25 protein-coding genes and 1 pseudogene are annotated in these 26,049 nt (G+C 64.4%); 19 read left to right on the plus strand and 7 right to left on the minus strand.

The annotated features are described in order from the left end of the window. The first annotated feature begins 26 nt into the window (after nt 1–26). The 8 genes and pseudogenes from UNPA324_RS23215 (at nt 27) to UNPA324_RS23250 (ending at nt 9,171) form a co-directional block, all read left to right on the plus strand. Nucleotides 27–626: a TetR/AcrR family transcriptional regulator gene (locus UNPA324_RS23215; RefSeq protein WP_128916575.1), complete on the plus strand. Its 600-nt coding sequence runs from the start codon at nt 27–29 to the stop codon at nt 624–626. 177 nt (nt 627–803) lie between these two features. Then, complete coding sequence (locus UNPA324_RS23220; protein WP_128916576.1) at nt 804–1,427, plus strand: flavin reductase family protein; 624 nt, start codon at nt 804–806, stop codon at nt 1,425–1,427. A gap of 290 nt (nt 1,428–1,717) precedes the next feature. Next, nucleotides 1,718–3,985: an acyl-CoA dehydrogenase gene (locus tag UNPA324_RS23225; RefSeq protein WP_181769486.1), complete on the plus strand. Its 2,268-nt coding sequence runs from the start codon at nt 1,718–1,720 to the stop codon at nt 3,983–3,985. Further along, nucleotides 3,985–5,268: an acetyl-CoA C-acetyltransferase gene (locus tag UNPA324_RS23230; protein WP_141936109.1), complete on the plus strand. Its 1,284-nt coding sequence runs from the start codon at nt 3,985–3,987 to the stop codon at nt 5,266–5,268. Before UNPA324_RS23225 ends, UNPA324_RS23230 begins: the two co-directional genes overlap by 1 nt. A gap of 2 nt (nt 5,269–5,270) precedes the next feature. After that, on the plus strand, nt 5,271–7,367 hold the full coding sequence (locus tag UNPA324_RS23235) for a 3-hydroxyacyl-CoA dehydrogenase NAD-binding domain-containing protein (protein WP_181769487.1): 2,097 nt from the start codon (nt 5,271–5,273) through the stop codon (nt 7,365–7,367). A gap of 57 nt (nt 7,368–7,424) precedes the next feature. Further along, nucleotides 7,425–8,048 (plus strand): annotated as a pseudogene (locus tag UNPA324_RS23240) (fatty acid desaturase CarF family protein); the annotation flags it as partial. 209 nt (nt 8,049–8,257) lie between these two features. After that, a complete protein-coding gene (locus UNPA324_RS23245) occupies nt 8,258–8,689 on the plus strand; it encodes an acyl-CoA thioesterase (RefSeq protein ID WP_128916581.1) in 432 nt (143 codons plus the stop codon). A gap of 290 nt (nt 8,690–8,979) precedes the next feature. Then, entirely contained in the window at nt 8,980–9,171 is a 192-nt protein-coding gene (locus UNPA324_RS23250; RefSeq protein ID WP_128916582.1) for a hypothetical protein, read from the plus strand. 121 nt (nt 9,172–9,292) lie between these two features. Here UNPA324_RS23250 and UNPA324_RS23255 read toward each other — a convergent pair whose 3' ends face one another. Continuing rightward, entirely contained in the window at nt 9,293–9,742 is a 450-nt protein-coding gene (locus tag UNPA324_RS23255; RefSeq protein ID WP_128916583.1) for a nuclear transport factor 2 family protein, read from the minus strand. A 154-nt stretch (nt 9,743–9,896) separates the two neighbouring features. Between UNPA324_RS23255 and UNPA324_RS23260 the strand changes: the two genes are divergently transcribed. Together UNPA324_RS23260 and UNPA324_RS23265 are read left to right on the plus strand one after the other, a co-directional pair. Then, entirely contained in the window at nt 9,897–10,571 is a 675-nt protein-coding gene (locus UNPA324_RS23260; protein WP_128916584.1) for an HAD family hydrolase, read from the plus strand. Between the two features lie 92 nt (nt 10,572–10,663). Next, nucleotides 10,664–11,509, plus strand: coding sequence for a DeoR/GlpR family DNA-binding transcription regulator (locus UNPA324_RS23265; RefSeq protein ID WP_128916585.1), 846 nt, complete (start codon nt 10,664–10,666; stop codon nt 11,507–11,509). 3 nt (nt 11,510–11,512) lie between these two features. Here UNPA324_RS23265 and UNPA324_RS23270 read toward each other — a convergent pair whose 3' ends face one another. Continuing rightward, nucleotides 11,513–11,938 carry a type II toxin-antitoxin system VapC family toxin gene (locus UNPA324_RS23270; RefSeq protein WP_128916586.1) on the minus strand — a complete coding sequence of 142 codons (426 nt, stop codon included), beginning with the start codon at nt 11,936–11,938 and terminating at the stop codon, nt 11,513–11,515. After that, complete coding sequence (locus UNPA324_RS23275; RefSeq protein WP_128916587.1) at nt 11,935–12,219, minus strand: type II toxin-antitoxin system Phd/YefM family antitoxin; 285 nt, start codon at nt 12,217–12,219, stop codon at nt 11,935–11,937. Before UNPA324_RS23275 ends, UNPA324_RS23270 begins: the two co-directional genes overlap by 4 nt. Before the next feature lie 229 nt (nt 12,220–12,448). On the opposite strand from UNPA324_RS23275, the gene glpD reads away from it, so the two are divergent. From glpD to UNPA324_RS23310, 7 genes are all read left to right on the plus strand, one after another. After that, a complete protein-coding gene (gene glpD, locus UNPA324_RS23280; protein WP_128916588.1) occupies nt 12,449–13,999 on the plus strand; it encodes a glycerol-3-phosphate dehydrogenase in 1,551 nt (516 codons plus the stop codon). After that, nucleotides 13,996–15,072 carry an ABC transporter ATP-binding protein gene (locus tag UNPA324_RS23285; protein ID WP_141936113.1) on the plus strand — a complete coding sequence of 359 codons (1,077 nt, stop codon included), beginning with the start codon at nt 13,996–13,998 and terminating at the stop codon, nt 15,070–15,072. Before glpD ends, UNPA324_RS23285 begins: the two co-directional genes overlap by 4 nt. Nucleotides 15,073–15,083: 11 nt before the next feature. Continuing rightward, nucleotides 15,084–16,169, plus strand: a complete 1,086-nt coding sequence (locus UNPA324_RS23290) for an ABC transporter ATP-binding protein (RefSeq protein WP_128916590.1) — start codon at nt 15,084–15,086, stop codon at nt 16,167–16,169. Continuing rightward, nucleotides 16,169–17,143 carry a carbohydrate ABC transporter permease gene (locus UNPA324_RS23295; RefSeq protein WP_128916591.1) on the plus strand — a complete coding sequence of 325 codons (975 nt, stop codon included), beginning with the start codon at nt 16,169–16,171 and terminating at the stop codon, nt 17,141–17,143. Before UNPA324_RS23290 ends, UNPA324_RS23295 begins: the two co-directional genes overlap by 1 nt. After that, on the plus strand, nt 17,143–17,949 hold the full coding sequence (locus tag UNPA324_RS23300; protein ID WP_128916592.1) for a carbohydrate ABC transporter permease: 807 nt from the start codon (nt 17,143–17,145) through the stop codon (nt 17,947–17,949). Before UNPA324_RS23295 ends, UNPA324_RS23300 begins: the two co-directional genes overlap by 1 nt. Before the next feature lie 10 nt (nt 17,950–17,959). Then, the gene (locus tag UNPA324_RS23305) at nt 17,960–18,289 is read left to right on the plus strand and encodes a DUF2160 domain-containing protein (protein WP_128916593.1); all 330 of its coding nucleotides are present in this window, start codon (nt 17,960–17,962) and stop codon (nt 18,287–18,289) included. Nucleotides 18,290–18,419: 130 nt separating this feature from the next. Further along, nucleotides 18,420–20,162: an ABC transporter substrate-binding protein gene (locus tag UNPA324_RS23310; RefSeq protein ID WP_164935934.1), complete on the plus strand. Its 1,743-nt coding sequence runs from the start codon at nt 18,420–18,422 to the stop codon at nt 20,160–20,162. Nucleotides 20,163–20,351: 189 nt separating this feature from the next. Here the strand turns inward: UNPA324_RS23310 and UNPA324_RS23315 are convergent, their stop codons facing one another. The 4 genes from UNPA324_RS23315 to UNPA324_RS23330 form a co-directional block, all read right to left on the minus strand. Beyond that, nucleotides 20,352–21,452, minus strand: a complete 1,101-nt coding sequence (locus UNPA324_RS23315) for an alkene reductase (RefSeq protein WP_141936115.1) — start codon at nt 21,450–21,452, stop codon at nt 20,352–20,354. Nucleotides 21,453–21,628: 176 nt separating this feature from the next. Next, nucleotides 21,629–22,132, minus strand: coding sequence for a DUF1993 domain-containing protein (locus UNPA324_RS23320; RefSeq protein ID WP_141936117.1), 504 nt, complete (start codon nt 22,130–22,132; stop codon nt 21,629–21,631). Nucleotides 22,133–22,241: 109 nt separating this feature from the next. Further along, a complete protein-coding gene (locus UNPA324_RS23325) occupies nt 22,242–23,546 on the minus strand; it encodes a lytic murein transglycosylase (RefSeq protein ID WP_502705469.1) in 1,305 nt (434 codons plus the stop codon). A 34-nt stretch (nt 23,547–23,580) separates the two neighbouring features. Beyond that, on the minus strand, nt 23,581–23,808 hold the full coding sequence (locus UNPA324_RS23330) for a hypothetical protein (protein ID WP_141936121.1): 228 nt from the start codon (nt 23,806–23,808) through the stop codon (nt 23,581–23,583). A 387-nt stretch (nt 23,809–24,195) separates the two neighbouring features. On the opposite strand from UNPA324_RS23330, the gene htpX reads away from it, so the two are divergent. Both htpX and UNPA324_RS23340 read left to right on the plus strand, forming a co-directional pair. After that, entirely contained in the window at nt 24,196–25,143 is a 948-nt protein-coding gene (gene htpX, locus UNPA324_RS23335) for a zinc metalloprotease HtpX (RefSeq protein ID WP_141936123.1), read from the plus strand. A gap of 135 nt (nt 25,144–25,278) precedes the next feature. Continuing rightward, on the plus strand, nt 25,279–25,920 hold the full coding sequence (locus UNPA324_RS23340; protein WP_181769489.1) for a tetratricopeptide repeat protein: 642 nt from the start codon (nt 25,279–25,281) through the stop codon (nt 25,918–25,920). Nucleotides 25,921–26,049: the final 129 nt, after the last annotated feature.

Raw genomic sequence — 26,049 nt, forward strand, 5'->3', positions numbered from 1 at the left:
AAGTGCTGGTTGACGAGTCCTGACAGATGACACTGGTTGCGGAACATATCGAAGGCGACACCCGGGATCGTATCCTCGAGGTGGCCGAACGGCTGTTCCGCCAGATCGGGTACCAGAAGACCACGGTCGGCGACATCGCCAAGGAGCTCAGGATGAGCCCCGCCAATGTCTATCGCTTCTTCGAATCGAAGAAGGCGATCCATCAGGCGGTGGCCAGCGGGCTGATGGGCGAGGTCGAGCTCGAGGCGCAGCGGATCGTGGCGAGGCCAGGGCCGGTGCCGGAGCGCTTCCGCGAACTGCTCACCACCATCCATCGCATGAACACCGAGCGCTATGTCGGCGACAACAAGTTGCACGAGATGGTCGAGATCGCGATGCAGGAGGATTGGCAGGTCTGCGTCAATCATATGGAGTGCATCGCCGGCGTCGTCGGCCAGATGATCGCGCAGGGCGTGGCCTCCGGCGAGTTCGAAGCGCCGGACCTCCAGCTGGCCTCGCTGTGCGCCTGCACCGCGATGATGCGGTTCTTCCACCCCCAGATGATTGCCCAGTGTGCCACCAAGCCGGGCCCGACCATCGACCAGATGATCGATTTCGTCATCGCGGGTCTGTCGCCGCGCCACTGACGGGGCGGGAAGTTTCTCCCTATAAGCAGTCGACCGCCTCGGCTGACCGGTTGGTGGCGGCGCAGGACGGACCAGCAAATTCTGTCATTGCGAGCGCAGCGAAGCAATCCAGACTGTCTCCGCGGAGGGATTCTGGATTGCTTCGCTGCGCTCGCAATGACGAAAAGGAAGCAGCGCGTGACCGACAAAGACCTGTATTTCTACGAGCCCTCCAAGGGCCATGGCCTCAAGCACGATCCCTTCAACGCCATCATCGCGCCGCGGCCGATCGGCTGGATCTCCTCGCGCGATGCCAAGGGTCACGTCAATCTCGCGCCTTACAGCTTCTTCAACGCCTTCTGCTACGTGCCGCCGATCATCGGTTTCTCCTCCACCAATTGGAAGGACACGGTCGAGAATCTCCAGCAGACCGGCGAGTTCGTCTGGAATCTCGCGACGATGGATCTGGCCAAGCATATGAACGCGACCGCCGCGCATGTCGCGCCCGAGGTCGATGAGTTCAAGCTTGCGGGGCTCACCGCCGTTCCCGGCAAGCTCGTCAACGTGCCGCGGGTCGGCGAAAGCCCGGTCGCCTTCGAGTGCAGGGTGTCCGACATCGTCCGTCTCAAAGGCGCCGATGGCAAAGCCGCCGACGCCTGGCTGACGCTAGGGGAGGTGGTCGCCGTGCACATCGACAAGGCCATGATCAAGGACGGTGTCTACCAGACGGCCGCCGCCCGCCCGATCGTCCGCGCCGGCCGCCGCGGCGATTATTTCGAGATCAAGCCCGAAAACATGTTCGAGATGGTTCGGCCGGACTAGGCAGGCGCCTCTCTCACGCCGTCATTCCGGGGCGCGCCGCGAGGCGCGAACCCGGAATCCATACTCCCGATGGTGGTTATGAATCCCGGGCTCGACGCTGCGCGTCGCCCCGGAATGAGGCGGAGAGACATCTAGCCCCAATCTCCCTCCCCGGAACTGCACCCGCGCCCCCGCCGTTATGGTCCTGGGGGCGGCCGCCCGGCCGCGTCAATTTTGCAGGCGAAGTGTTCGCCTCCGCCAGCCAGTTTCCGCTAAAATGCCGATAACCGCGCCGATGCATGAGGTCAGCCATGAGCTTCCGCCGCGACACCCTGACAAAGCCGATCTTCTCCTGGGCGCGCGGTGTGCTGCCCGCGATGTCCGACACCGAGCGCGAAGCGCTGGAGGCGGGCGACGTCTGGTGGGACGCGGATCTCTTCACCGGCAATCCTGACTGGTCGAAACTGCTGAAAATTGCGCCAGCCAGATTGACCGAGGAGGAGCGGGCCTTCCTCAACGGTCCCGTCGACGAGCTCTGCGCCATGCTCGACGAGTGGAAGATCTTCTGGGAATGGCGCGACCTGCCGCAGGACGTCTGGCACTTCGTCAAGCGCGAGAGATTCTTCGGCATGATCATCCCGAAGGAGTTCGGCGGCCTTGGCTTCTCGCCCTACGCCCATTCGGAAGTGGTGCGCAAGATCTCGACCCGCTCGATCGCCGCCGCCGTCACCGTGATGGTGCCGAACTCGCTGGGGCCTGGCGAGCTCCTGATGCGTTTCGGCACAAAAGAGCAGCAGGCGCACTGGCTGCCGCGTCTCGCCGACGGCCGCGACATTCCCTGCTTCGGCCTCACCAGCCCTGAAGCCGGCTCCGATGCCGCCTCGATGGTCGACAGCGGCATCATCTGCAAGGGAGAGTTCGATGGCCGCGAGGTCATCGGGCTCAGGCTCAACTGGCACAAGCGCTACATCACGCTAGGCCCGGTCGCGACGCTGCTGGGCCTCGCCTTCAAGGCCTATGATCCCGATCATCTCGCCGGCCAGCAGGAAGAGCTCGGCATCACCGTCGCGCTGATCCCGACCGATCTGCCCGGCGTCGAGATCGGCCAGCGCCATCTGCCATCGATGCAGGTGTTCCAGAACGGCCCGAACCGGGGCCGCGACGTCTTCATCCCGCTGGATTATGTCATCGGTGGCAAGGAGCGGCTCGGGCAGGGCTGGAAGATGCTGATGACGGCGCTTGCCGCCGGTCGTGGCATCTCGCTGCCATCGCTCTCGGCCGCGGGTGCCGCCTATGCCGCGCGGACCACCGGCGCCTACGCGCGCATCCGCGAGCAGTTCGGGATCTCGATCTCCAAGTTTGAAGGCGTCGAGGAGCCGCTCGCGCGCATCGTCGCCACCGCCTATCAACTCGACGCGGCGCGGCGGCTGACCTGTGCGGCGCTCAACGCCGGCGTTCATCCCGCCGTCATTTCCGGCATTATGAAGCTGCAGGCGACCGAACGGATGCGGATCGCGATCGACGATGCCATGGACATCCATGGCGGCAAGGCCGTGATCGACGGTCCGCAAAACTATCTTGGCAATCTGCACCGCGCCGTGCCGGTCGGGATTACGGTGGAGGGTGCCAACATCCTGACGCGCAATCTCATCGTGTTCGGGCAGGGCGCGATCCGCGCGCATCCCTATCTGCTCGACGAGATGAACGCGCTCGCCGACGCCGATCGCGAGCGTGGCCTCACCGCGTTCGACAAAGCCTTCTGGAAGCATGTCGGCCACAGCTTCCGGACGCTGTTTCGCGCCATCGGCCGGAGCTGGACTTTTGGCGCCTTCGCGCTTGCGCCTGATGCGGGCGACGCCACGCCGTTCTATCGCCAGCTCTCGCGCTATGCGGCGGCGTTTGCGCTCTGCGCCGACATGGCGCTGCTGACGCTCGGCGGCGCGCTCAAGCGCAAGGAGATGCTGTCGGCGCGCTTCGGCGACATCCTGTCCGAGCTGTATCTGCTCTCCGCGGCGCTGAAGCGCTGGCACGACGAGGGCCGGCAGAAGGAGGACTTTGCCGCGCTGGAATGGTGCATGGCCAGCGGCTTCAGGACGATCGAGAACCGGCTCGCCGAAATTCTCGCCAACCTGCCCAATCGCTTCGTCGCAATGTTTCTCAAGCTGGTGGTCCAGCCGTTCGGTGCCCGCGTGCTCGGCCCGTCCGACCGCGTCGTGCATCAATGCGCGGGCATCGTGCTGGAGCCCTCGGCGGCGCGTGAGCGTCTGACGCCGGATCTGGCCCATGTCGACGACGATGGCGGCTTTGCCCGGTTGGAGCGCGCCTTTATGCTGGCCACCGGCAGCGATGCGATCGCCAAGCGCATGCGCGCCGCGCAGCTGCGCGACTGGAATGATGCGGTCGCCAAGGGCGTGATCACGCAGGCCGAAGGCGAGCAGCTTGCCGCGGCCCATCAGGCCGTCAAAGACGTGATCGAGGTCGACGATTTTGCCCCGGAGGCGCTGTCGCCGATTTACAAGAAAACCGTCAATGTGCATCAGTTCTTCCAGGAACTCGGTGAACAGAGGGCGACGGGCTGATGGCACGACCGGTATTCATCGTCGACGGCAGCCGGACGCCGTTTCTGAAGGCACGCTCGGGGCCAGGACCGTTCACGCCGGTCGATCTCGCCGTGCAATGCGGCCGGCCGCTGTTGGCGCGCCAGCCGTTTGCGCCCGATAGCTTCGACCAGGTCATTCTCGGCTGCGTCAACGTGATTGCGGACGAGATGAATCCGGCCCGCGTTGCCGCGCTCCGGCTCGGCATGGGCGAGGACATGGTCGCCTTCACCGTGCAGATCAATTGCGGCTCCGGCATGCAGTCGATCGACACCGCCTATCGCTACATTCGCGAAGGCCATGCCGACATGATCCTCGCCGGCGGCACCGAGGCGTTGAGCCACGCGCCGCTGGTCTGGTCGAATTCGGGTGTGCGCTGGTTCGCCGGCCTCGCCACCGGCAAGGGCGTGGCCGCGAAGCTCGCCGCGGCCTTCAAGCTCCGTCCCCGCTATCTCAAGCCGATCATCGGCCTCGAACGCGGGCTGACCGATCCCGTCACCGACCTGAACATGGGGCAGACCGCCGAGGTCGTCGGTCATCTCTTCGGCATTACGCGGGCGCAGTCCGATGCCTATGCCGCCGAGAGCCATCGCCGGCTCGCGCATGCGCAAGGCGCGGGCTATCTGAAAGGCGAAGTCGAGACCGCGTTCTCGCGCGACGGCAAGTTCTTCGACCACGATGACGGCGTGCGCCCGGACTCGACGGCCGAGACGCTGGCAAAGCTGAAGCCGGTGTTCGAGCGCCCCTGGGGCCAGGTCACCGCCGGCAATTCCTCGCAGATCACCGACGGCGCCTCCTGGGTGATCCTGGCTTCCGACGCCGCGGTCGCAAAACACAAGCTCACGCCGAAGGCCGCGATCGTCGACAGCAACTGGGCGGCGCTCGATCCCAGCATCATGGGCCTCGGTCCGGTGATGTCAGCGACGTCGCTGCTCCAGCGCAATGGCCTTACCATCAAGGACGTCGAGACCTGGGAGCTGAACGAGGCGTTCGCCACGCAAGTGCTCGGCTGCTTGGCTGCCTGGAACGACGATAAATTCTGCCGCGAAATTTTGGGACTCGAGGGCGCCGCCGGCGAGATCGACCGTGACAAGCTCAACGTCGATGGCGGTGCGATCTCGCTCGGTCATCCCGTCGGCACCTCCGGCAACCGCATCGTGCTGCATCTCGTCAACGCGATGAAGCGGCTCGGTACGCGCCGTGGTGTGGCCACCGAATGCATCGGTGGCGGGCTTGGCGGGGCCATGCTGATCGAGGCGGTGTGACCATGGATTCCAAGATCATGACCGCGCTTGGCGACCGCGTCCTTGAACTCGGGCCCAGGCCCGCGACGGACAGTCCGTACAAGCACTTCAAGCTGACGCGCGATGCCGATGGCGTTGCTTGGCTGCTGTTCGACCGCACTGACGCAAGCGCCAACACGCTGTCCTCCGACGTGATAGAGGAGTTCGACGCCGTGCTCGCGGCGATCGAGACCGAGCGTCCGGCCGGCCTCGTGATCCGCTCCGCAAAGCCGTCGGGCTTCATCGCGGGTGCCGACGTCAACGAATTCCGTGGCGCGTCCGATCCGGACATGGTCGAGACCCGTATCCGCGCCGCGCACGCCGTGATCGACCATCTGGAAGCGTTGAAGCTGCCGACGGTCGCGGTGATCCACGGCTTCTGCCTCGGCGGTGGGCTCGAGGTTGCGCTGGCCTGCCAATCGCGCATCGCGATCGACGGCGCGCGCTTCGGCTTCCCGGAGGTGATGCTCGGTCTGCATCCCGGCCTCGGCGGTACCGCGCGGTTCACCGCGCTGGTCAACCCGACCCAGTCGATGGCCTTGATGCTGACCGGCCGCACCATCGATGCGCGCCGCGCCAAGTCGATCGGCCTCGTCGATACCGTGACGCAGGAGCGGCACGTTCGGGGCGCGGTGAAGGATGCGCTGTTCGGCCGCCTGAAGCGGGCGCGCCCGGGTTTCCTGACGCGCGCAGCCAATTTCGGCCCCGTGCGCGGGCTCCTGGCAAAACGCATGCGCTCGGAGGCGGCCAAGGCCGCGTCCCGCGAGCATTATCCCGCGCCTTATGTGCTGATCGACCTCTGGGAAACCCATGGCGGCAGCAAGGCCGCGATGCTGAACGCCGAGCAGGCCTCCTTCGCCAGGCTGATGGTGACGCCGACCGCCCAGAATCTGATCCGCGTGTTCTTCCTGCGCGAGCAGATGAAGAAGGCGGCAGGCTCCGGCAACGCGATCAAGCACGTCCATGTCATCGGCGCCGGCGCCATGGGCGGCGATATCGCAGCCTGGTGTGCGGGGCAGGGGCTGCGTGTCTCGCTCGCCGACATGAAGGCCGAGCCGATCGCGGGCGCGGTGAAGCGCGCCGCCGAGCTCTATGGCAAGATCATCCGCAAGCCGACCGAGGTGCGCGACGCACTCGACCGTCTCGTCCCCGACATGGACGGGGAGGGCGTCCGCAATGCCGATCTCATCATCGAGGCGGTGCCGGAAAAGCTCGAGCTCAAGCAGAAGGTCTATGCCGGGCTCGAGCCGCGGATGAAGCCGGGGGCGATCCTGGCGACCAACACGTCCAGCATCCCGCTTCAGGATCTGCGAACGATGCTGGCGCGGCCGGAGCGGCTGGTCGGCCTGCATTTCTTCAATCCGGTATCGCGGCTGCAATTGGTCGAAGTCGTCAGTCACGACGGCAACGACCAACAGGTGCTGAAGCAAGCGCTCGCCTTCGTCGGTGCGATTGACCGCCTGCCGTTGCCTGTGAAGAGCTCGCCCGGCTTCCTCGTCAACCGCGCGCTGACGCCCTACATGCTGGAAGCCATGGTGATGTTGGATGAGAAGATCGACCAGCGCCTTATCGACGCTGCGGCCGAGCAGTTCGGCATGCCGATGGGGCCGATCGAGCTCGCCGATCAGGTCGGGCTCGACATCTGCCTCGACGTCGGCGACATGCTGCGCACCAAGTTCGGCGATCTCCTGCCGCCGACGCCGGCCTGGTTACGCGACAAGGTCGCCAAGGGCGAGCTCGGCCGCAAGACCGGCAAGGGCTTTTACACCTGGAAGGACGGCAAGGCGGAGAAGATGCCGCTGCCGGAGACCGGCCCGCGCGTCACCGACCAGTTGATCGACCGCCTGGTGCTGCCGATGTCCAATGTCTGCGTTGCGGCGCTTCGCGAAGGCATCGTCGACGATCCTGATGCAGTCGATGGCGCCATGATCTTCGGCACGGGTTATGCGCCGTTCCGCGGCGGTCCGCTGAACTATGCGCGCACGCGCGGCGTGGAGAATGTCGTGTCCACCTTGCGCGGGCTCGCCGAGAGGTTCGGCGGACGTTTCGCGCCGGATGCGGGCTGGGACAGTTTGCAATAGGGAGCCGTCGGCGAAAGATGCTATCATGGGTGGTGGAGCCCGCAGGGAGTATCGCCGATGTCGACAATCCCGTTCTTCAAGCATGCGACCCTGCGCGAGATCATCATCACGCGACTGTGCTGCGGGGCCAATGTCGTCGTGATCCTGTGCTGCGCAGGTTATCTCGTCGGGCGTTATTCCGCGGGTGGATTGCGCTGGCCGTGGCTGATCGTGCCGCTTCTGGCCGGGTATTTCCTCGCTGACCTCTTTTCGGGGTTGGTGCATTGGGTGGTCGACACCTGGCTCGACGAGGAGATGCTCGGCCGCGGCATCGCGATCACGCGAGAGCATCACACCCATCCTAGCCACGTCCTGCTCTACGACTTCCTCGACCAGGCGTCGCTCGGTGCGGCACCGAGCGCCGTCATGGTCGGAATTGCGGCGGCCGTTACGGCGTTGTTTCCGCTTTCCGCGCTCACTTATGCGCTGATGATCGTCTGGTTCGTGATCGCGACCTGCATGCTGTTTGGCATGAGCTTTCACAATCTGGCGCACCGGCCGGTCCGCCCGCCGCTCCTGCGCATGGCGCAGCGGCTGCATCTGGTCTGCTCACCCGAGCATCATTGGCGTCATCACCGTGACCACACCATCCGCTATTGCGTCATCAATGGATGGGCCAATTATCCATGCGACCGTCTCCGGCTTTGGAGCAGGCTGGAACGGCTGGTAACGGCAACGACCGGACGCGCGCCGCGGGCCGACGATGCGGAGTGGCAACGCAAACTGAACGATACCGGCATCTTGGTCGGGGCGCCGCGGCCGATTGGATAGCGCAAGCTTGTCGCGTGTCGATGTTGCGCGAGGCGTCGCGGCTCTGTATCGAGAGGCGAGAGCCGCGGGAGATTTGCCATATGACCGACACGCACGTCCACGCCCCTATCAGCTCCGGCACTGGGCCGAGCGGCGATCTCTGCATCCGTACGCTGGCGATGCCCGCCGACACCAATGCGAATGGCGATATCTTCGGCGGCTGGCTGCTGAGCCAGATGGATGTCGGCGGCGGCGTGTTTGCCTCAAAGGCCGCGAAGTCGCGGACCGTGACGGTCGCGATCGAGGCGATGAATTTTCGCAAAGCGGTCTATGTCGGCGATCTCGTGTCGGTCTATGCCAATCTCGTGCGCGTGGGCCGCACCTCGCTCACCGTGCATCTGGAAGCGTGGGCGCTGCGTCGCGGCGAGGAGCATCCGTTTCTCGTCACCGACGGCAATTTCACCTACGTCTCGATCGACGAACACGGTCGCCCGCAAGCGGTTCGATCGACCGATCCTGTCATCGCGACGTAACGACGCGCCTGATTATATGTGTAACCGTCATTGCCTGCGAAGGCAGGCAATCCAGTATTCCAGTAGCGGTCGTGCAACATCTTGCCGCTGCCGCGTATTGGATCGTCCGCTTCGCGGATGATGACAGATGACGCGTTCCCGCGTCGCGGCTTCGCCAAGAACCAGTCATAAAACGGATGAGGTCTCGGCGTACTCAGTTGCGTGTCGATTCGGGGTGGAAACGGCCTCAAATGCCTGGAACCTTTGGGCAGGAGCACCGTTATTTGCCCGCGCTGAGGAATCCACGGACCATGCCGGACAGCTACATCATCGAAGTCGATTCGCAGACCGCGGGTATCGTCGTTCGTTCTTCCGGAGGCTATTGCTTTTTTGCCTCGTCCCCTCGCTTCAACCGTCTCGAAGGCCAGCTCTTCCGCAACGCCCGCGAAGCCGAGCGCGCCGCGCGCAAGCTCGCGAATGGCGATGTGAAGGAGGCGGCGTAAGCGCCTGCTGGTCGTTCCGGGGCGCGCGAAGCGCGAATCCGGAATCTATCATGCTGCAGAAATTGCCGACTAACGTCATTCCGGGCGCGCCTTTCGGCGCATCCCGGAATGACGTTGTCGGTCACAACTTCGTCGCGGCGCGCGACAGCAGCTTCCACTCGTCGCCTTGCTTCTGCCAGTTCATCAGGATGTGAAGATTAGTCGGCACTTTTTTCCCATCGGCCGCCATCTCCTGTTCGGCGATCCAGTGGAAGCGTACGATTGCTGCGGGGCCGACGACCTTGATGGTCGGGTCCTTGTACTCGATCGAGAGGAATTTCGATTTGCCGTCGGTGGCGTTGGCGACGAAGGTCGCCTTGTCCTCGACCTTGCCGCTGGAATGGCTGTAGCTGAGATCGTCCCAGCATAGCGCGCCGAGCGCCTTCGGGTCAGCCGCGATCTGGGCGAGGCGGAAGGCTTCGACCTTTTTCGCCACCGCCTCTTCGTCCGCCGAGGCGGCGAACGCCGGTGCCGTGAGCGCAAGCGCGGAGACGGCGAGAGTCGAAAGAGCCAGGTCGCGTCGGTTGATCATCGTTTCCTCCTTTTTGATCTTGCGACGAGTGTTGCAGCCGCGCGCGACTTTGTCGAGTGGTGCATTGTCGTCATGTGGATGCGTCATTGCGCGTGCGAGGCCGTATTGATACGTCTTCCGCATCGATGCGTCGCGGATTTGGGAAAGTAGGGAAATGATCGAGGCAATCGGCAGGGCATTGTTGTTCGACATCGACGGCACGCTCGCCAACACCGACCCGCTGCATCTCAAGGCCTTCAACCAGGTGCTCGGGCCCCGGGGCCACGTATTCGATCACGCCCGCTTCTCCAGGGAGCTGCAAGGCTTCGCCAACGTATCGATTGGCGAGCGCTTTCTGCCCGACGAAACGCCGGAGCGGCGCGCCGCGATCCTCGCCGAGAAGGAAGCGATCTTCCGTACGCTCGTGGCCGGGCAGATCGAACCGTTGGCCGGGTTGCTGGCATTGCTCGACCGCGCCGACGCGGCCGGCGTTCCCATGGTCGCCGTGACCAATGCGCCGCGTCTCAACGCCGAACTGCTGCTCTCGGGCCTCGGCATCACCGAGCGGTTCAAGGCGATCGTGATCGGCGACGAACTGCCGCACGGCAAGCCGCATCCGCTGCCCTATCAGGAGGGGCTGCGTTTCGTCGGAGGCAGTGCTGCGGCCTCGGTTGCGTTCGAGGATTCCCGCTCCGGCGTGCAATCGGCGGCCGCCGCCGGCATTCCGACGATCGGAATCCGGACGAGCCTCAGCCATGACGATCTTGTCGGTGCCGGCGCCGTTGCCTCTGCAAGCGCCTTCGACGATCCGGACCTGCTCGTGCGCCTTGCCGCCGCGATGGCATGGTGAGGCCGCCTTATCCGTTAACCGTGATCGAGGCGTGCATTGACCGCAGCTGCGAACCGCCGCACCATGCAGCTTCCTGATTTGAGGCCCTTGCCGTGACCGGACTGACCCATCGCCAAGCCGAAATCCTCAACATCGCGCGCGCCTCGGGCCGCGTCATGGTCGAGGAGCTCGCGCGCCGCTTCGAGGTCTCGGCGCAGACCATCCGGAAAGATCTCAACGATCTCTGCGAGCGGAGATCGCTGACCCGCATTCACGGCGGCGCCATCATCGCCTCCGGCGTCGAGAACCTCGCCTATGAGGCGCGTCGCTTCGTCGCCGCCGACGAGAAGAAGGCGATTGGAGCCGCCGCCGCCTCGCTGATCCCGAACGGCTGCTCGCTCTTCATCAACATCGGCACCACGACGGAGGAGGTCGCGAGCGCGTTGACCTCGCACGAGGATCTCCTCGTCATCACCAACAATCTCAACGTCGCGATGCTGCTCTACCGCCATCCCCGTATCGAGGTCGTGGTCGCCGGCGGTACGGTACGGCGCGCCGACGGCGCGGTCGTCGGCTCCACTGCGACGCAGCTGATCGGCCAGTTCAAGGTCGACTATGCCATCATCGGCGCATCCGCGATCGACGAAGAGGGCGCGCTGCTCGACTTCGACTATCGCGAGGTGCAGGTCGCTCAGGCCATCATCGCCAATGCCCGCAGCGTCATGCTTGTTGCCGATTCCACCAAGCTCCGTCGCAGCGCGCCGGTGCGCATCGCCCATATCACGCAGATCCAGACCTTCGTCACCGACCAGGAGCTTCCCGAGCGTCTCGCCACCATCTGCCACAGCAAGGGCATCGAGGTGATGGCGGCGATGCCGAAGGGGGCGGACATCGACGATGCGCCGGCCGACGCCCAGGATGCGGCACCGGAAGCCGCGCCGGTGGTGCGGCTGAGGTAGAGCTTATACGTCGTCCCATGGATTGAGCAGCGGGACGCCGAACGCCGCAAAATCCTTCACGTTGCGCGTGACGAGGGTGAGGTTGTTGACGAGCGCGGTCGCCGCAAAGAAGCCATCCATCACAGACAATGCGACGCCACTTCTGCGGCTCTGCGCCATCAGGTCGCCCCAGCGCTCGGCCACCGCCTGGTCGATCGGCAGGACGCGTTCGGCGAACCGTGTCGGGAGATCATGGGCAAGCCAAGCAGCCAGCGCCGTGCGCCGACGGCCATCTTCCAGCAATGCGATGCCGCGGCGAAGCTCCGCGATCGAGGCAACGCTGATGAATGCACGATCTTCGTCGATCGTATCAAGCCACGCCAAAACTCGCGGGGAGGGCGTCGGCCGCCGGACCTCCGACAGCACGTTGGTATCGAGCAGCAGGTTCACGGTAGTTCGTCGCGTGGCGCGTCGTGCACCCGTTCAAGCTCGAGCTCAGCGCCGCGCAGTGGCGAGGCCAGCAGGAATTCGGCCAGCGTGCCCTTGCGTGCGGTCTTGCGCGCCCATTCCTCGGCGGAAACAACGACCGCATTGGGTTTGCCGTGTCGAGTGATGACCTGCGGGCCGGCTTGAGCGCGATCAATCACCTCGGACAGCCGCGCCTTGGCGTTCGCCAACGTCCAGGTGTCCTCCGTGGGAAGAGTATCGGAAGCAGTATTGTGATCGGTCATGAGCGAAGAACCAAAATGACTAATATGACTATATCGCCGCCGGGTTGGCTATTCAAGTGACGGGTGCTCCGGGACTGCCGTCCAAGCTGCTCGTTTTCGCGCCCCCTTTGCCCCCGAAAAAGTTCCGCTTTCGCTTCCTCTCGCCTCTCTTTCATCTTGCTTTCGTTTTGCGGTGTGATCTAATCAAAAGCGAAAGTAGCCGTCCGAAGGAACGGGCGGCGTTCGGGGGATGCGTCTGTTGGAGCGTATTTTCGACCTCGCCATTATTGGAGGCGGTGTGAACGGCTGCGGCATCGCGCGTGACGCGGTGGGCCGCGGCAATACCGTTTTCCTGTGCGAAATGAACGATCTGGCGAGCGGGACATCGTCTTGGTCGACCAAGCTGGTGCATGGCGGCCTGCGCTATCTCGAATATTACGAGTTTCGCCTGGTCCGCGAGGCGCTGATCGAGCGCGAGATCCTCTGGGGAATCGCCCCCCACATCATCCGCCCCTTGCGTTTCGTTCTGCCGCATCATGCCGGCTTGCGCCCGGCCTGGCTGCTGCGTCTCGGCCTTTTCCTCTATGACCACATCGGCGGCCGGCACCTGCTGCCGGCGACCCGCTCGGTTGATCTTAGGCGTGACGAGGTCGGCAAGCCGCTGATCCCGAATCGCTACAGCCGCGCCTTCGAATATTCGGATTGCTTCGTCGACGATGCCCGCCTCGTCGTGCTCAACGCGCGCGATGCCGCCGACAAGGGCGCCGAGATTCGCACCCGCACCCGCGCCACCGAGATCCGCCAGGCCAATGGCCTCTGGACCGTCGGCATGGTCAACACGCTGACCGGCGAGCGCTCGCAGATCCAGGCGAAGGCGCTGGTCAATGCCGGCGGCCCCTGGGTCGAGGACGTGCTCGGCCGCGGCGCCGGCGTCAACGCGAAGGCCAAGGTGCGGCTGGTGCAAGGCTCGCACATCGTGGTCAGAAAGCTCTACGACCACGACCGCGCGTACATGTTCCAGAATGCCGACGGCCGCATCATTTTCGTGATCCCGTACCAGGACGATTTCACGCTGATCGGCACCACAGACCGCGACTATGACGGCGATCCCGCCAAGGTGAAGGCGACGCCCGAGGAAATCCAGTATCTCTGCACGGCGGCGAGCGAATATCTGGCCAAGCCGGTGACGCCGGACGAGGTGGTCTGGACCTATTCCGGCGTGCGCCCGCTCTATGACGACGGCGCCAGCGAAGCCAAGGCCGCCACCCGCGATTACGTGTTCGAGCTCGACACGCCCGGCGGGGCGCCGCTGCTGTCGATCTATGGCGGCAAGATCACGACCTATCGCCGCCTTGCCGAAGAGGCGCTGGAGCGGCTCGCGCCTTACTTGCGGAGCGCGAAGGCGCGCGAGGGCTGGACCGGCAAATGGCCGCTGCCCGGCGGCGACATGAACGTGTCCGACATCGACGGGCTGATTGCCGAGCTCCAGCGTGGCTATCCTTTCCTCAGCCACGAGCATGCGCGGCGCCTCGCGCGCGCCTATGGGACGAGGGCGATCAAGCTGCTCGGCGATGCCAAGGCGGCCGCCGATCTCGGCCAGTCCTTTGGCGCGACGCTCACCGAGCGCGAGGTCCGCTACCTCATCGCCAATGAATGGGCCGTCACCGCCGAAGACGTGGTCTGGCGCCGCTCCAAGCTCGGCCTGCGACTAACTGCCGACGAGATCGCCGTGCTTGACGACTGGATCAGGACCCGCGCTGTGTCGCAAAGTCCCCTGCTGGAAGCGGGAGGACGCTCATGACTGTGACACTTGATCATGTGACCCGGACCGTCGATGGGATCCCGCACATCCGCGACGTCTCGCTGACGCTCGAGAGCGGCACGCTGAACGTGCTGCTCGGGCCGACGCTGTCGGGCAAGACCTCGATCATGCGGCTGCTCGCCGGTCTCGACAAGCCGACCAGTGGCAAGGTCGTGGTGAACGGCAGGGACGTCACCGGCGCCGACGTGCGCCAGCGTTCGGTCGCGATGGTCTACCAGCAGTTCATCAACTACCCCTCGCTCACCGTTTACGAGAACATCGCTTCGCCCCTGCGTGTGCAGGGCAAGCCGCGCGACGAGATCGAGGCGCGGGTGGCGGAGGCCGCAAAGCTGCTGCGGCTCGAGCCGTTCCTGAAGCGCACGCCGCTGCAGCTCTCCGGGGGCCAGCAGCAGCGCACCGCGATCGCGCGGGCGCTGGTCAAGGGCGCCGATCTCGTGCTGCTCGACGAGCCGCTCGCCAATCTCGACTACAAGCTCCGCGAGGAGCTGCGCGCCGAGCTGCCGCGCATCTTCGAGGCCTCGGGCGCGATCTTCGTCTATGCCACCACCGAGCCGACCGAAGCGCTGCTGCTCGGCGGCAACACGGTCTGCATGTGGGAAGGCCAGGCGCTTCAGATGGGCGAGACCACCAACGTCTATCGCCGCCCGCAGACGCTTCGCGTCGCCCAGGTGTTCTCGGATCCGCCGCTCAATCTCGTCGGCATCGAGAAGAAGAACGGCTCGGTGCAATATGCCGGCGGCACCGCTTCGCCGGCCTCCGGTCTCTATTCAGGCCTTGCCGACGGGGCCTATCGCGTCGGCTTCCGCGCGCATCAGCTCGCGCTCGCCAATGGCGAGGCCGACCGCCATGCGTTCCACGCCATTGTCACGGTGACCGAGATCACCGGTTCGGAGAGTTTCGTGCATCTGACCCGCGACGGATCGAACTGGGTGGCGGTGCTGCATGGCGTACACGAGTTCGAGCCGGGCCAGACGCTCGATGCCGTGCTCGATCCCAACGACGTCTTCGTGTTCGACGCGGCTGACCGCCTCGTCGCAGCACCGAACTCCTGAGGAGATGCGCCATGGCCCGCATTGACCTCGTCGATCTCGCGCACTCCTACGGCGGCAATGACGCGCCGCAGGAGAGCTTTGCGCTGAAGCCGGTGACCATGACCTGGCGGCAGGGCGGCGCCTATGCGCTGCTTGGGCCATCCGGCTGCGGCAAGACCACGCTGCTCAACGTCATCTCCGGCATCATCACGCCGTCGCGCGGGAAAATCCTGTTCGACGAGGTGGACATCACACCGCTGTCAACCCAGAAGCGCAACATCGCCCAGGTGTTCCAGTTTCCGGTGATCTACGACACCATGACGGTGGGGCAGAATCTGGCGTTTCCTCTGAAGAACCGCGGCGTGCCGAAGGCCGAGATCGACAAGCGCGTCGCCGAGATCGGCCGTCTGCTCGATCTCGAGCCCTATCTGAATCGCAAAGCGACGCGGCTGACCGCCGACGCCAAGCAGAAGATTTCGCTCGGCCGTGGCCTCGTCCGTTCCGACGTCGCCGCGGTGCTGTTCGACGAGCCGCTGACGGTGATCGACCCCGAGCTGAAATGGCAGCTGCGCTCCAAGCTGAAGGCGTTGCATCGCGAGCTCGACCTCACGATGATCTACGTCACCCACGACCAGACCGAGGCGCTGACCTTCGCCGACACCGTCGTCGTCATGCACGACGGCCGTGTGGTGCAGAGCGGCACCCCGGCCGAGCTGTTCGACAAGCCGGCGCACACCTTCGTCGGCTATTTCATCGGTTCGCCCGGCATGAATATCCTGCCGGCCGAGGTGAGGGGGCGCGAGGCCAGGGTCGGCGGCCACGTCATCGCGCTCAACCGCGCTTACGACAATCTGTCTGCCGCCGCGAAGATCGAGATCGGCGTGCGGCCGGAATTCGTCGAGGTCGTCGCGCCCGCGCCCGGTCTGCTCACGGCGAAGATCGAGCGTCTCGACGATCTCGGCCGCATCCGTTTCGCACGCGCGCGCTTCGGCGACGCCAAGCTCGCGGCCCGCGCGCCGGCCGGCTTCACGAGTGCGGACGGCATGGCCGGACTGAAGTTCGATCCGTCGCACGTCCACGTCTATGCCGACAGCCTTCTGGTGGAGGGAGCCGCCTGATGGACAAGACCGTCAACCAAAAAGCCTGGTTCCTGGTGCTGCCGGTGTTCCTGGTGGTCGCCTTCTCGGCCGTGCTGCCGCTGATGACGGTGGTGAACTATTCGATGCAGGACACCTTCGGCAACAACCAGTTCTTCTGGAACGGCGTCGGCTGGTTCAAGGAATTGCTCGATCCCTCGACCGATCTCGGCGGCCGTTTCCTCGCCTCGCTCGGCCGCAACCTGTTCTTCTCGCTGGTGATCCTCGCCATCGAGGTGCCGCTCGGCATCGTCGTCGCTTTGTCGATGCCGCGCCAGGGCTGGACGGTGGCGGCCTGCCTCGTCATCCTCGCGCTGCCGCTATTGATTCCGTGGAACGTGGTCGGCACGATCTGGCAGATCTTCGGGCGTCCCGACATCGGGCTGCTCGGCTATGTCCTCAACGCCGCGGGCTTCGATTACAATTACGTCTCCAACGACATCGACGCCTGGGTCACCGTCATCGTGATGGACGTCTGGCACTGGACCAGCCTCGTCGCGCTGCTCTGCTACGCCGGCCTGAAGTCGATCCCCGAAGCCTATTACCAGGCCGCGCAGATCGACGGCGCCTCGCGCTGGGCCGTATTCAAGGCGATTCAGCTGCCGAAGATGAACCGCGTGCTGCTGATTGCGGTGCTGCTGCGCTTCATGGACAGCTTCATGATCTACACCGAGCCGTTCGTCGTCACCGGCGGCGGACCCGGCAATTCCACGACCTTCGTGTCGATCGAGCTCGTCAAGATCGCGCTCGGCCAGTTCGACCTCGGCAAGGCCGCGGCGCTGTCGCTGGTCTACAACCTGATCATCCTGATCGTCTGCTGGATCTTCTACACCGTCATGACCAACGCGGGCGTCGAACGGAAGGTTCAGGCAGAAAGTGAGCCGGCGGCGGAGCCGAAGCCTGCGACCGCGATTAAGCCCGTGCCCGCGCTCAAGCCAAAGGAAGGAGTGGCCTGATGCATTCGATCCCCGGCCGCCGCCTCATCATGGGGCTGTTCCTGATCTTCCTGCTGCTGCCGATCTACTGGCTCGTCAACATGAGCTTCAAGACCAACAGCGAGATCGTCTCTACGATGACGCTGTGGCCGCACACGCCGACGCTGCAGCACTACAAGCGCATCTTCACCGACGAGAGCTGGTATTCCGGTTACATCCACTCGCTGGAATATGTCGTGCTCAACACCATCATCTCGATCTCGGTGGCGCTGCCGGCGGCTTATGCATTCTCGCGCTACCGCTTCCTCGGCGACAAGCACCTGTTCTTCTGGCTGTTGTCGAATCGCATGGCGCCGGCCGCGGTCTATGCGCTTCCGTTCTTCAATCTCTATTCGGCGATCGGCCTGTTCGATACGCCGTGGGCGGTGGCGCTCGCGCATTGCATCTTCAACGTGCCGCTGGCGGTGTGGATCCTCGAAGGTTTTGTTTCCGGCGTGCCGCGCGAGATCGATGAAACGGCATTCCTGGACGGCTATTCCTTCCCGCGCTTCTTCATCAAGATCCTGGTGCCGTTGATCGCGAGCGGCATCGGCGTCGCCGCCTTCTTCTGCTTCATGTTCTCCTGGGTCGAGCTCTTGCTCGCGCGCACCTTGACCTCGGTGTCGGCCAAGCCGATCGCGGCGATCATGACGCGCACGGTGTCGGCATCGGGCATGGACTGGGGCCTCCTGGCAGCAGCCGGCGTGCTCACCATCATCCCGGGCGCGCTCGTGATCTGGTTCGTCCGCAACTACATCGCGAGCGGTTTTGCGCTCGGTCGCGTGTAAGGAGGCATCAATGGAATCCATCGCATGGATGGCCTGGACACTGCCGACGGCGATCTTCTTCGCTGCGCTTGCCTGCACGCTTGCCGTGATGACGTGGCTCGCGGCGGTCTATCCCGAAGCCGAGCGCGTCGGCGTGTTGCGCATCCCGACCACGCGCGGCGATCGCCTGTTCATTTCGCTGATATCAGCGGCCGTCATCCACCTTCTCTGGATCGGCTTCTTCGGCACCGATGCGATCGCAACGCTGCCGATCGGCGAGGACGGCGTTGAAATCTCGCGCCTGTGGCTCGCAAGTGGAATTTCGCTGGTGACGGCCGTGCTCATTTTCCGCACGGTCTGAAGCCCGCGAAGGGACGGCAGATCCGGGGGGCAACCCGGGCCTGTATAAAAGTTTGTCGCTGCAACGGAGGAACAACATGCGACAGTTTAGGAGAAGGAAAGGTCCATTGACCAAGAGCAGTTTTCTGACCATGTCCAGCGCCGCCGCCATCATCGCGGTGTCGTTCGCCGTCTCGGCGCCAGTCCGCGCCGCCGACGACGCCGTGATCCAGAAATGGATTGCGGAATTCCAGCCCTCGACGCTGTCGAAGGAAGACCAGAAGAAGGAGCTGGAGTGGTTCGCCAAGGCGGCCGAGCCCTTCAAGGGCATGGAGATCAACGTCGTCTCCGAGACCATCACCACCCACGAATATGAATCGCAGACGCTGGCCAAGGCGTTCTCCGAGCTCACCGGCATCAAGCTCAAGCACGACATCATCCAGGAAGGTGACGTCGTCGAGAAGCTCCAGACCCAGATGCAGTCCGGCAAGAACGTCTATGACGGCTGGATCAACGACTCCGACCTGATCGGCACCCACTTCCGCTACGGCCAGACCATCGTTCTGTCCGACTACATGACCGGCGAGGGCAAGGACGTCACCGACCCCATGCTCGACGTCAACGACTTTATCGGCAAGTCGTTCACGACCGCGCCGGACGGCAAGCTCTACCAGCTGCCCGACCAGCAGTTCGCGAATCTCTACTGGTTCCGCTACGACTGGTTCACCAACCCCGACTACAAGGCCAAGTTCAAGGCCAAGTATGGCTACGATCTCGGCGTGCCCGTGAACTGGTCGGCGTATGAAGACATCGCCGAGTTCTTCACCAACGACATCAAGGAGATCAACGGCGTCAAGGTCTATGGCCATATGGACTATGGCAAGAAGGACCCCTCGCTCGGATGGCGCTTCACCGACGCCTGGCTCTCGATGGCCGGCAACGGCGACAAGGGCATTCCGAACGGCCTGCCGGTCGACGAGTGGGGCATCCGCATGGAAGGCTGCCGCCCGGTCGGCTCCTCGGTGGAACGTGGTGGCGACACCAACGGTCCGGCCGCGGTCTATTCGATCACCAAATACCTCGAGTGGCTGAAGAAGTATGCGCCGCCGCAGGCGCAGGGCATGACGTTCTCCGAGGCAGGCCCGGTGCCCGCTCAGGGCAACATTGCCCAGCAGATGTTCTGGTACACCGCCTTCACCGCCGACATGGTGAAGCCGGGCATCGCCGTGATGAACGCGGACGGTACGCCGAAATGGCGTATGGCTCCGTCGCCGCACGGCGCCTACTGGAAGGAAGGCATGAAGCTCGGCTATCAGGACGCCGGCTCCGTGACCCTGCTGAAGTCGACCCCGCCGGATCGCCGCAAGGCGGCCTGGCTCTATCTCCAGTTCATCATCTCCAAGTCGGTGAGCTTGAAGAAGAGCCATGTCGGTCTCACCTTCATCCGTGAATCCGACATCTGGGACAAGTCCTTCACCGAGCGTGCGCCGAAGCTCGGCGGCTTGATCGAGTTCTACCGCTCGCCCGCGCGCGTGCAGTGGACCCCGACCGGCAACAACGTGCCCGACTATCCGAAGCTCGCCCAGCTGTGGTGGCAGAACATCGGCGATGCGTCGTCCGGTGCGAAGACGCCGCAACAGGCGATGGATGCCCTCGCGGCCGCTCAGGATTCCGTCATGGAGCGCCTGGAGAAGTCCGGCGTGCAGGGCGCCTGCGGCCCGAAGCTGCACAAGAAGGAGAAGCCGGAGTACTGGTTCGCGAAGGCCGAGAAGGACGGCACCATCGCGCCCCAGCGCAAGCTCGCCAACGAGAAGCCGAAGGGCGAGACGGTCGATTACGACACCCTGATCAAGTCGTGGCCGGCCACTCCCCCGAAGCGCGCGGAAGCCAAGTAAGCGCGTAGAGAGTCACCAAAACGAAAGGCCGGGAGCGATCCCGGCCTTTATTCTTGTTCTGAGCATTCGGTGCGCTCTCTCCACACCGTCATTGCGAGCGCAGCGAAGCAATCCAGAGTCTTTCCATGGAGGCAGTCTGGATTGCTTCGTCGCGAGAGCTCCTCGCAATGACGGCGGAGAGCGCGCCGCTTACTCCGCCGGCTCGGCCGCCAGCGTCGGATAGTCCGTGTATCCCTTCGCGCCGCCGCCATAGAACGTATTCTTGTCCCAGTCGTTCAGCGCTGCGCCCGTCTTCAGCCGCTCGACAAGGTCGGGATTGGAGATGAACGGCTTGCCGAAGGCGATGAGATCGGCCGCGTTCGCGTTCAGCACCTTGGTGGCGAGATCGAAATCATAGCCGTTGTTGGCGATGTAGGCGCCGGTGAAGCGCTTGCGCAAGGATGCGTAGTTGAACGGCGCGAAGTCGCGCGGCCCGCCGGTGGCGCCTTCGACGACGTGGAGATAGACGAGCTTCAGCGCGCTGAGACCGTCGACGATGTGATCGAACAGGGCTTGCGGATTGCTGTCGGAGATGTCGTTGGCGGGCGTCACCGGCGAGATGCGGATGCCGGTGCGATCGGCGCCGGCTTCAGTCGCAACGGCCTTGGACACTTCGAGCATCAGCCTCGCGCGGTTTTCGATCGAGCCGCCATAGGCATCGTTGCGCTTGTTGGCGCCGTCCTTGGCGAACTGGTCGAGCAGATAGCCGTTGGCGCCGTGGATCTCGACGCCGTCGAATCCGGCCTCCAGCGCGTTCTTCGTCGCGCGCTTGAAATCGTCGATGATGGCTGGAATCTCGGAGAGCTCGAGCGCGCGCGGCTCGGAGACGTCGGCGAAGATGCCGTTCACGAAGGTCTTGCCCTTGGCGCGGATCGCGCTCGGCGCCACCGGGGCGGCGCCATTCGCCTGGAGATCGACATGCGAGATGCGGCCGACATGCCAGAGCTGGATGAAGATCTTGCCGCCGCGCTCGTGTACGCGGTCGGTGACCTCGCGCCAGCCGGCGACCTGGCCCTTGCTGTAGATGCCGGGCGTGTCCTGGTAGCCTTGCCCCTGCTGCGAGACCTGGCTCGCTTCGGTGATCAGAAGCCCCGCGGAGGCGCGCTGGCCGTAATAGTCGGCGGCGAGCGCGCCGGGTACGAAGGTGCCGGGCACGGCGCGGTTGCGCGTCAGCGGCGCCATGACGAGGCGGTTGGCCAGCGTGATCGGGCCGAGTTTGTAGGTCTCAAACAATTTGGTCGAACGGCTCATTTTCGGATGTTCCAGACGGTGAAAGGTCAGGAACACTTGTGCATCGCGACATCAGGCGCAAGGGATGAGCCATACGGAAAGTGCAGGCGAGCTACGCGGCGGCGACCGCGTAGCATAATTCATGTGCAATTCCGGTCGCGGCAGCGGATTTTGACTGCCGCGTGCGACTTGGCAAATCAGCTCAAGCCCATGAAATCGCGCTTGCCGATTTCGATGCCATTATGACGCAGGATGCCGTGGGCGGTCGCGCAGTGGAAATAGAAGTTCGGCAGCGAGAACGCGCTCAGAAACTGCTGGCCCTTCAGAGTCGTGGTCTTATCAGGTCCAGTCGGGAAGGTGACGTCCTTGGAATCCGCGCCGTCGAATTGCTCCGGCTTGAACGACTTCACATAGTCGACGGTCTTCGCCAGCCGCTGCTTCAATTCCGCAAAGCTCGTTTCGGTGTCGGGCGTCGAGGGCACCTCGCTGTGGGTGAGCCGCGCACAGCCCTTGGCGGCGAAATCGCTGACGAGCTGGATCTGCTTCGACAGCGGCAGCATGTCCGGGAAGAGGCGGGAGCCGAGCAGGACGCTCGGGTCGATCTTTTTCGCCGCGCAATGCGCCTCGGCTTTGGTGACCAGTCCGACCATGCTGTTCAGCATTTGCAGATAGGCGGGGACGACGGCGTCGTAGAAGGACATGTGAGGCTCGCTTGTGAATGGGAAATCTCAGGAGAAAACCTGAGCCACTCACATGGGGGCCTCATGGAAAAATACAATCGCGCAAAGCGGCTTGTGCGATGCGAAAATTCTACCGCACCACCCCCGCCGGCTGCGCCTGCGCCGTGCCGCCGCGCATCCGCGTCAGCAGCTCCGCCGTCGGCCAGGAATCGGCGGGCAAGCCGAACTTGATCTGCATCGCCTTCACCGCAGTTCGGCTCTGCTGGCCCAGCACGCCGTCGATCTTGCCGACATTGAAGCCGGCACGCACCAGCAGCTGCTGCAATTCCTTGAGCTCGTTGAGCGGCAGCTGCGGCACCGGTTGGGCCGGCTTGCGCATGGGGGCTGCGCCTGCAATGCGCGAGGCGAGATAGCCGGCCGTGGTCGAATAGATCAGCGAGTTATTCCACTCGGTGTAGGCGGCGAAATTCGCGTAGGCCATGAAGGCCGGGCCAAAGCGTCCCATTGGCAGCAGCACGGAGGCCGGCAGATTGTCGTTCGGCAACGGACGGCCGTCGGGATAGGTGACGCCGAGCTGCGCCCAGGTCGAGCGCGGCTCTCGTACCGTGAGATCGGTCTTCTCCCACGGCAGGTTCGGCGGCACCTTGATCTCTTCCAGCCACGGCTCGCCGCGCCGCCACTTCAAGCCGTTGGCGATGTAGTTCGCGGTCGAGCCGATCACGTCGGCTCCCGAGCGCAGCAGGTCGCGCCGTCCGTCGCCGTCATAGTCGACGGCGTAGTTGACGTAATGCACGGGCAGGAACTGCGTCTGCCCGAGCTCGCCGGCCCAGGAGCCGATCATCTCGTCGGGATGCAAATCGCCGCGGTCGATGATCTTCAACGCGGCGATGGTCTCGTTCACGAACATCTCCGAGCGGCGGCAGTCATAGGCCAGTGACACCAGCGATCTCAGCGTCGGCAGATTGCCCATGTTGGCACCGAAGTCGCTCTCCAGCCCCCAGAACGCGGCGATCACCGCCGGCGGCACGCCATATTCCTTCTCGGCGCGCGCGAATGCGGCCGCATATTGCTTGATGTGCTGCTGGCCGTTCTGCATGCGATAGGGCGCGGCCATGCGGCCGGCGAATTCGGTGAAGAGCTGGCCGAACACGCGCTGGCCGCGGTCGCGGTTGACGATGCCCTGGTCGTAGACGAGATAGGGCGAAGCCTCCGCGATCGTCCGCTGCGATACGCCGGCCGCGACCGCCTGTTGCTTCACCTCGGCCAGAAAGCGATCGAAGCTCGCGCCGTTGTGGCATGAGGCGGCGCGGGGCGAGGGGGCCGTCGCCTTGGGGGCAGCGGGCTTGGCTGGCGGCGGTGCAAACTGGGCGAAGGCGGGAAGGGCAAACGAGACCGCGATCATTGCGACCGCAAGGCGAGAACCAAAGCAGTTCATCGGCATCGACATCTCTGGTGCTGGCAGGGCGCTGCTAGGCGGCCAATACGGCGCGTTTCACAGCGAGAGGAAGGGCGATCTCGCGAAAGAAGGTTTTCGGATAAAGGTAATCCTCGCCGGACTCGTCGATGATCCGCAGCATGTCAAGTTTGTCTGCCACGGGATCGCGCAGCGTCACGTAGATCTTGCGCTTCTCGAGGGAGGTCTCGTAGCCCTCGTTGTCCACGCAGATCACCAATTGTTTGCTTCGCGATTTCGTCATGATTCCCGGAGCAGGTTCTTGATCTTGAATTCCTTGCGGCCGATGCCGGCGGCCTCATACTAATGTAACTCGGCAAGATGGGTAGAGCCATCGGATAATCACTTGAGCGACGCCCTTGCGCTTGCGCCAACGTCCCCGCCGATAAATTCGTCGCAGCCGCGCGACCTCGCGGATGCCCGAGCCGCTCGCGAAGGTCTCGACCTCGGTAATTCCGCCGAGAATCTCGAAATGCATGAACGATAGTGGCCGGGGGGCTCAGGCTGGGTCAAGTGCCGCGGCTCCGCGACGCACCTTGAAACCTTGCGCCCCGACCGGGATCATCCCTACCTCATGTCTGCCGGCCCGCTGGCGCTTCCAGCCTGCCGCGGCCGGCCCCGGGAGACGGCCATGAACTATCTTCGTACCGCAATGCTGCTTGCAGGCCTGACCGCCCTGTTCATGGGCGTCGGCTATCTGATCGGCGGCGCCTCCGGCGCCATGATCGCGCTCATCATCGCGGCGGCGACCAATCTCTTCACCTACTGGAACTCCGACCGCATGGTGCTCTCGATGTACGGCGCCCATGAGGTCGACCGTTCGACCGCGCCGGAGCTGGTCGGTCTCGTCGCCGAGCTCGCGGGCCGTGCGGGCCTGCCGATGCCGCGCGTGTTCCTGATGGATGAGCCGCAGCCCAACGCATTCGCGACCGGACGAAACCCGGAAAATGCCGCGGTCGCCGTCACCACCGGCCTGATGCGCCAGCTCAGCCGCGAGGAGCTCGCCGGCGTGATCGCGCACGAGCTCGCCCATATCAAAAACCACGACACGCTGCTGATGACTGTTACCGCGACCATTGCAGGCGCGATCTCGATGCTGGCGCAGTTCGGCATGTTCTTCGGCGGCAATCGCGACAACAACAATGGTCTCGGCATCGTCGGCTCGATCCTGATGATGATCCTCGCTCCGCTCGGCGCCATGCTGGTGCAGATGGCGATCAGCCGCACCCGTGAATACGCCGCGGACAATCTCGGTGCGCGCATCGCGGGACAACCGATGTGGCTGGCCTCCGCGCTGGTGAAGATCGAGGGTGCCGCGCACCAGGTCCCGAACTACGAGGCCGAGCGAAACCCTGCGACCGCGCACATGTTCATCATCAACCCGCTGTCGGGCCATGGTGTCGACAACCTGTTCGCCACTCATCCCTCGACCCAGAACCGCATTGCCGCGCTCCAGCAACTCGCGGCCGAGCTCGGCACGCGGGGCGCGCCGTCGGTCGGCGCCAACGAGAATTATCCCCCTCGCAGCCCGTGGGGGCGTTCGTCCCCACGCGGTCCTTCCCGCGGTCCTTGGGGCTGACGGAACCCGTCAGGATTTGAAACCGGCTTTGTGAGCTGGCGCACACAGGATCGCCAGAGCCGGTGCTACCACGCGCGGATGATGCTTTCTTCGAAAGGGGATGCGTGGCCGGCCCAATGCCGGCCGCCGTCGAAGATGACCAGAACAGCCGTGCCATTGCTGCTCGTCCTGTGTGTGCTCGTTGGCCTGTCCACGCACATGGTCGTCAATTGCGGTGACGAGGACGATCCCGACATCTGCTCGGCCGTGATCGGCTTCTCGCCGCTGCGCGGCTCGCTGATCGCCTTTGCCTATGAAGGGCGCGGACGGATCGCGCTGCGCCATGGCGACTTCAGGCGGGCGATCGCCGATTTCGACGAGGCCATTCACCTCAATCCTAACCGCGCTGCGCTCTATCGGGACCGCGCGCTCGCGCGCCGTCAGAACGGCGATCTCGAGCTCGCCATCGCCGACTATGACGAGGCGATCGCGCAGGACCCCAAGCTCGCTGCGCCCTATCACGAGCGCGGTCTCGCGCTCGCTGCCACCGGCGATCTCGATCGCGCCATCCTGAGTTACAACACGGCGATCCGCCTTGATCCCAGGGATGCCGAGGCTCGCCTCGACCGTGGCCTGGCATTCCTGGCCCGTGGCCAGACTGACGATGCGCGCGCCGATTTCGAGGCGGCGTTGGCGCTGCCCGCCGGCAAGGATGGCCGCGCCCGCGAAGCCGCGCGCGCCAAGCTCGCCGAACTCGCGAGCGCCGAGCCGACCCCGATCGCCGCGTCGAGAAGGTGAGGGAGTCTCTCTCCCTCTCCTGTTCTTACGGGGAGAGGGGTGGGGTGAGGGGCTCTCTCCACACTCTCGACTATCGAGGCACCTGTACCCCCTCACCCGGAATTTTCTGACGCAAATTCCGACCTCTCC

It is taken from the genome of Bradyrhizobium sp. UNPA324, from assembly GCF_006658635.1.
Taxonomy (GTDB): Bacteria; Pseudomonadota; Alphaproteobacteria; order Rhizobiales; family Xanthobacteraceae; genus Bradyrhizobium; species Bradyrhizobium nanningense.

Coding starts and splice junctions, on each gene's coding strand:
- UNPA324_RS23215 (WP_128916575.1), top strand. CDS start 27: ATGACACTGGTTGCGGAACATATCGAAGGCGACACCCGGGATCGTATC.
- UNPA324_RS23225 (WP_181769486.1), top strand. CDS start 1,718: ATGAGCTTCCGCCGCGACACCCTGACAAAGCCGATCTTCTCCTGGGCG.
- UNPA324_RS23230 (WP_141936109.1), top strand. CDS start 3,985: ATGGCACGACCGGTATTCATCGTCGACGGCAGCCGGACGCCGTTTCTG.
- UNPA324_RS23235 (WP_181769487.1), top strand. CDS start 5,271: ATGGATTCCAAGATCATGACCGCGCTTGGCGACCGCGTCCTTGAACTC.
- UNPA324_RS23245 (WP_128916581.1), top strand. CDS start 8,258: ATGACCGACACGCACGTCCACGCCCCTATCAGCTCCGGCACTGGGCCG.
- UNPA324_RS23250 (WP_128916582.1), top strand. CDS start 8,980: ATGCCGGACAGCTACATCATCGAAGTCGATTCGCAGACCGCGGGTATC.
- UNPA324_RS23255 (WP_128916583.1), bottom strand. CDS start 9,742: ATGATCAACCGACGCGACCTGGCTCTTTCGACTCTCGCCGTCTCCGCG.
- UNPA324_RS23260 (WP_128916584.1), top strand. CDS start 9,897: ATGATCGAGGCAATCGGCAGGGCATTGTTGTTCGACATCGACGGCACG.
- UNPA324_RS23275 (WP_128916587.1), bottom strand. CDS start 12,219: ATGACCGATCACAATACTGCTTCCGATACTCTTCCCACGGAGGACACC.
- glpD (WP_128916588.1), top strand. CDS start 12,449: ATGCGTCTGTTGGAGCGTATTTTCGACCTCGCCATTATTGGAGGCGGT.
- UNPA324_RS23285 (WP_141936113.1), top strand. CDS start 13,996: ATGACTGTGACACTTGATCATGTGACCCGGACCGTCGATGGGATCCCG.
- UNPA324_RS23290 (WP_128916590.1), top strand. CDS start 15,084: ATGGCCCGCATTGACCTCGTCGATCTCGCGCACTCCTACGGCGGCAAT.
- UNPA324_RS23295 (WP_128916591.1), top strand. CDS start 16,169: ATGGACAAGACCGTCAACCAAAAAGCCTGGTTCCTGGTGCTGCCGGTG.
- UNPA324_RS23300 (WP_128916592.1), top strand. CDS start 17,143: ATGCATTCGATCCCCGGCCGCCGCCTCATCATGGGGCTGTTCCTGATC.
- UNPA324_RS23305 (WP_128916593.1), top strand. CDS start 17,960: ATGGAATCCATCGCATGGATGGCCTGGACACTGCCGACGGCGATCTTC.
- UNPA324_RS23310 (WP_164935934.1), top strand. CDS start 18,420: ATGTCCAGCGCCGCCGCCATCATCGCGGTGTCGTTCGCCGTCTCGGCG.
- UNPA324_RS23315 (WP_141936115.1), bottom strand. CDS start 21,452: ATGAGCCGTTCGACCAAATTGTTTGAGACCTACAAACTCGGCCCGATC.
- UNPA324_RS23320 (WP_141936117.1), bottom strand. CDS start 22,132: ATGTCCTTCTACGACGCCGTCGTCCCCGCCTATCTGCAAATGCTGAAC.
- UNPA324_RS23325 (WP_502705469.1), bottom strand. CDS start 23,546: ATGAACTGCTTTGGTTCTCGCCTTGCGGTCGCAATGATCGCGGTCTCG.
- UNPA324_RS23330 (WP_141936121.1), bottom strand. CDS start 23,808: ATGACGAAATCGCGAAGCAAACAATTGGTGATCTGCGTGGACAACGAG.
- htpX (WP_141936123.1), top strand. CDS start 24,196: ATGAACTATCTTCGTACCGCAATGCTGCTTGCAGGCCTGACCGCCCTG.
- UNPA324_RS23340 (WP_181769489.1), top strand. CDS start 25,279: ATGACCAGAACAGCCGTGCCATTGCTGCTCGTCCTGTGTGTGCTCGTT.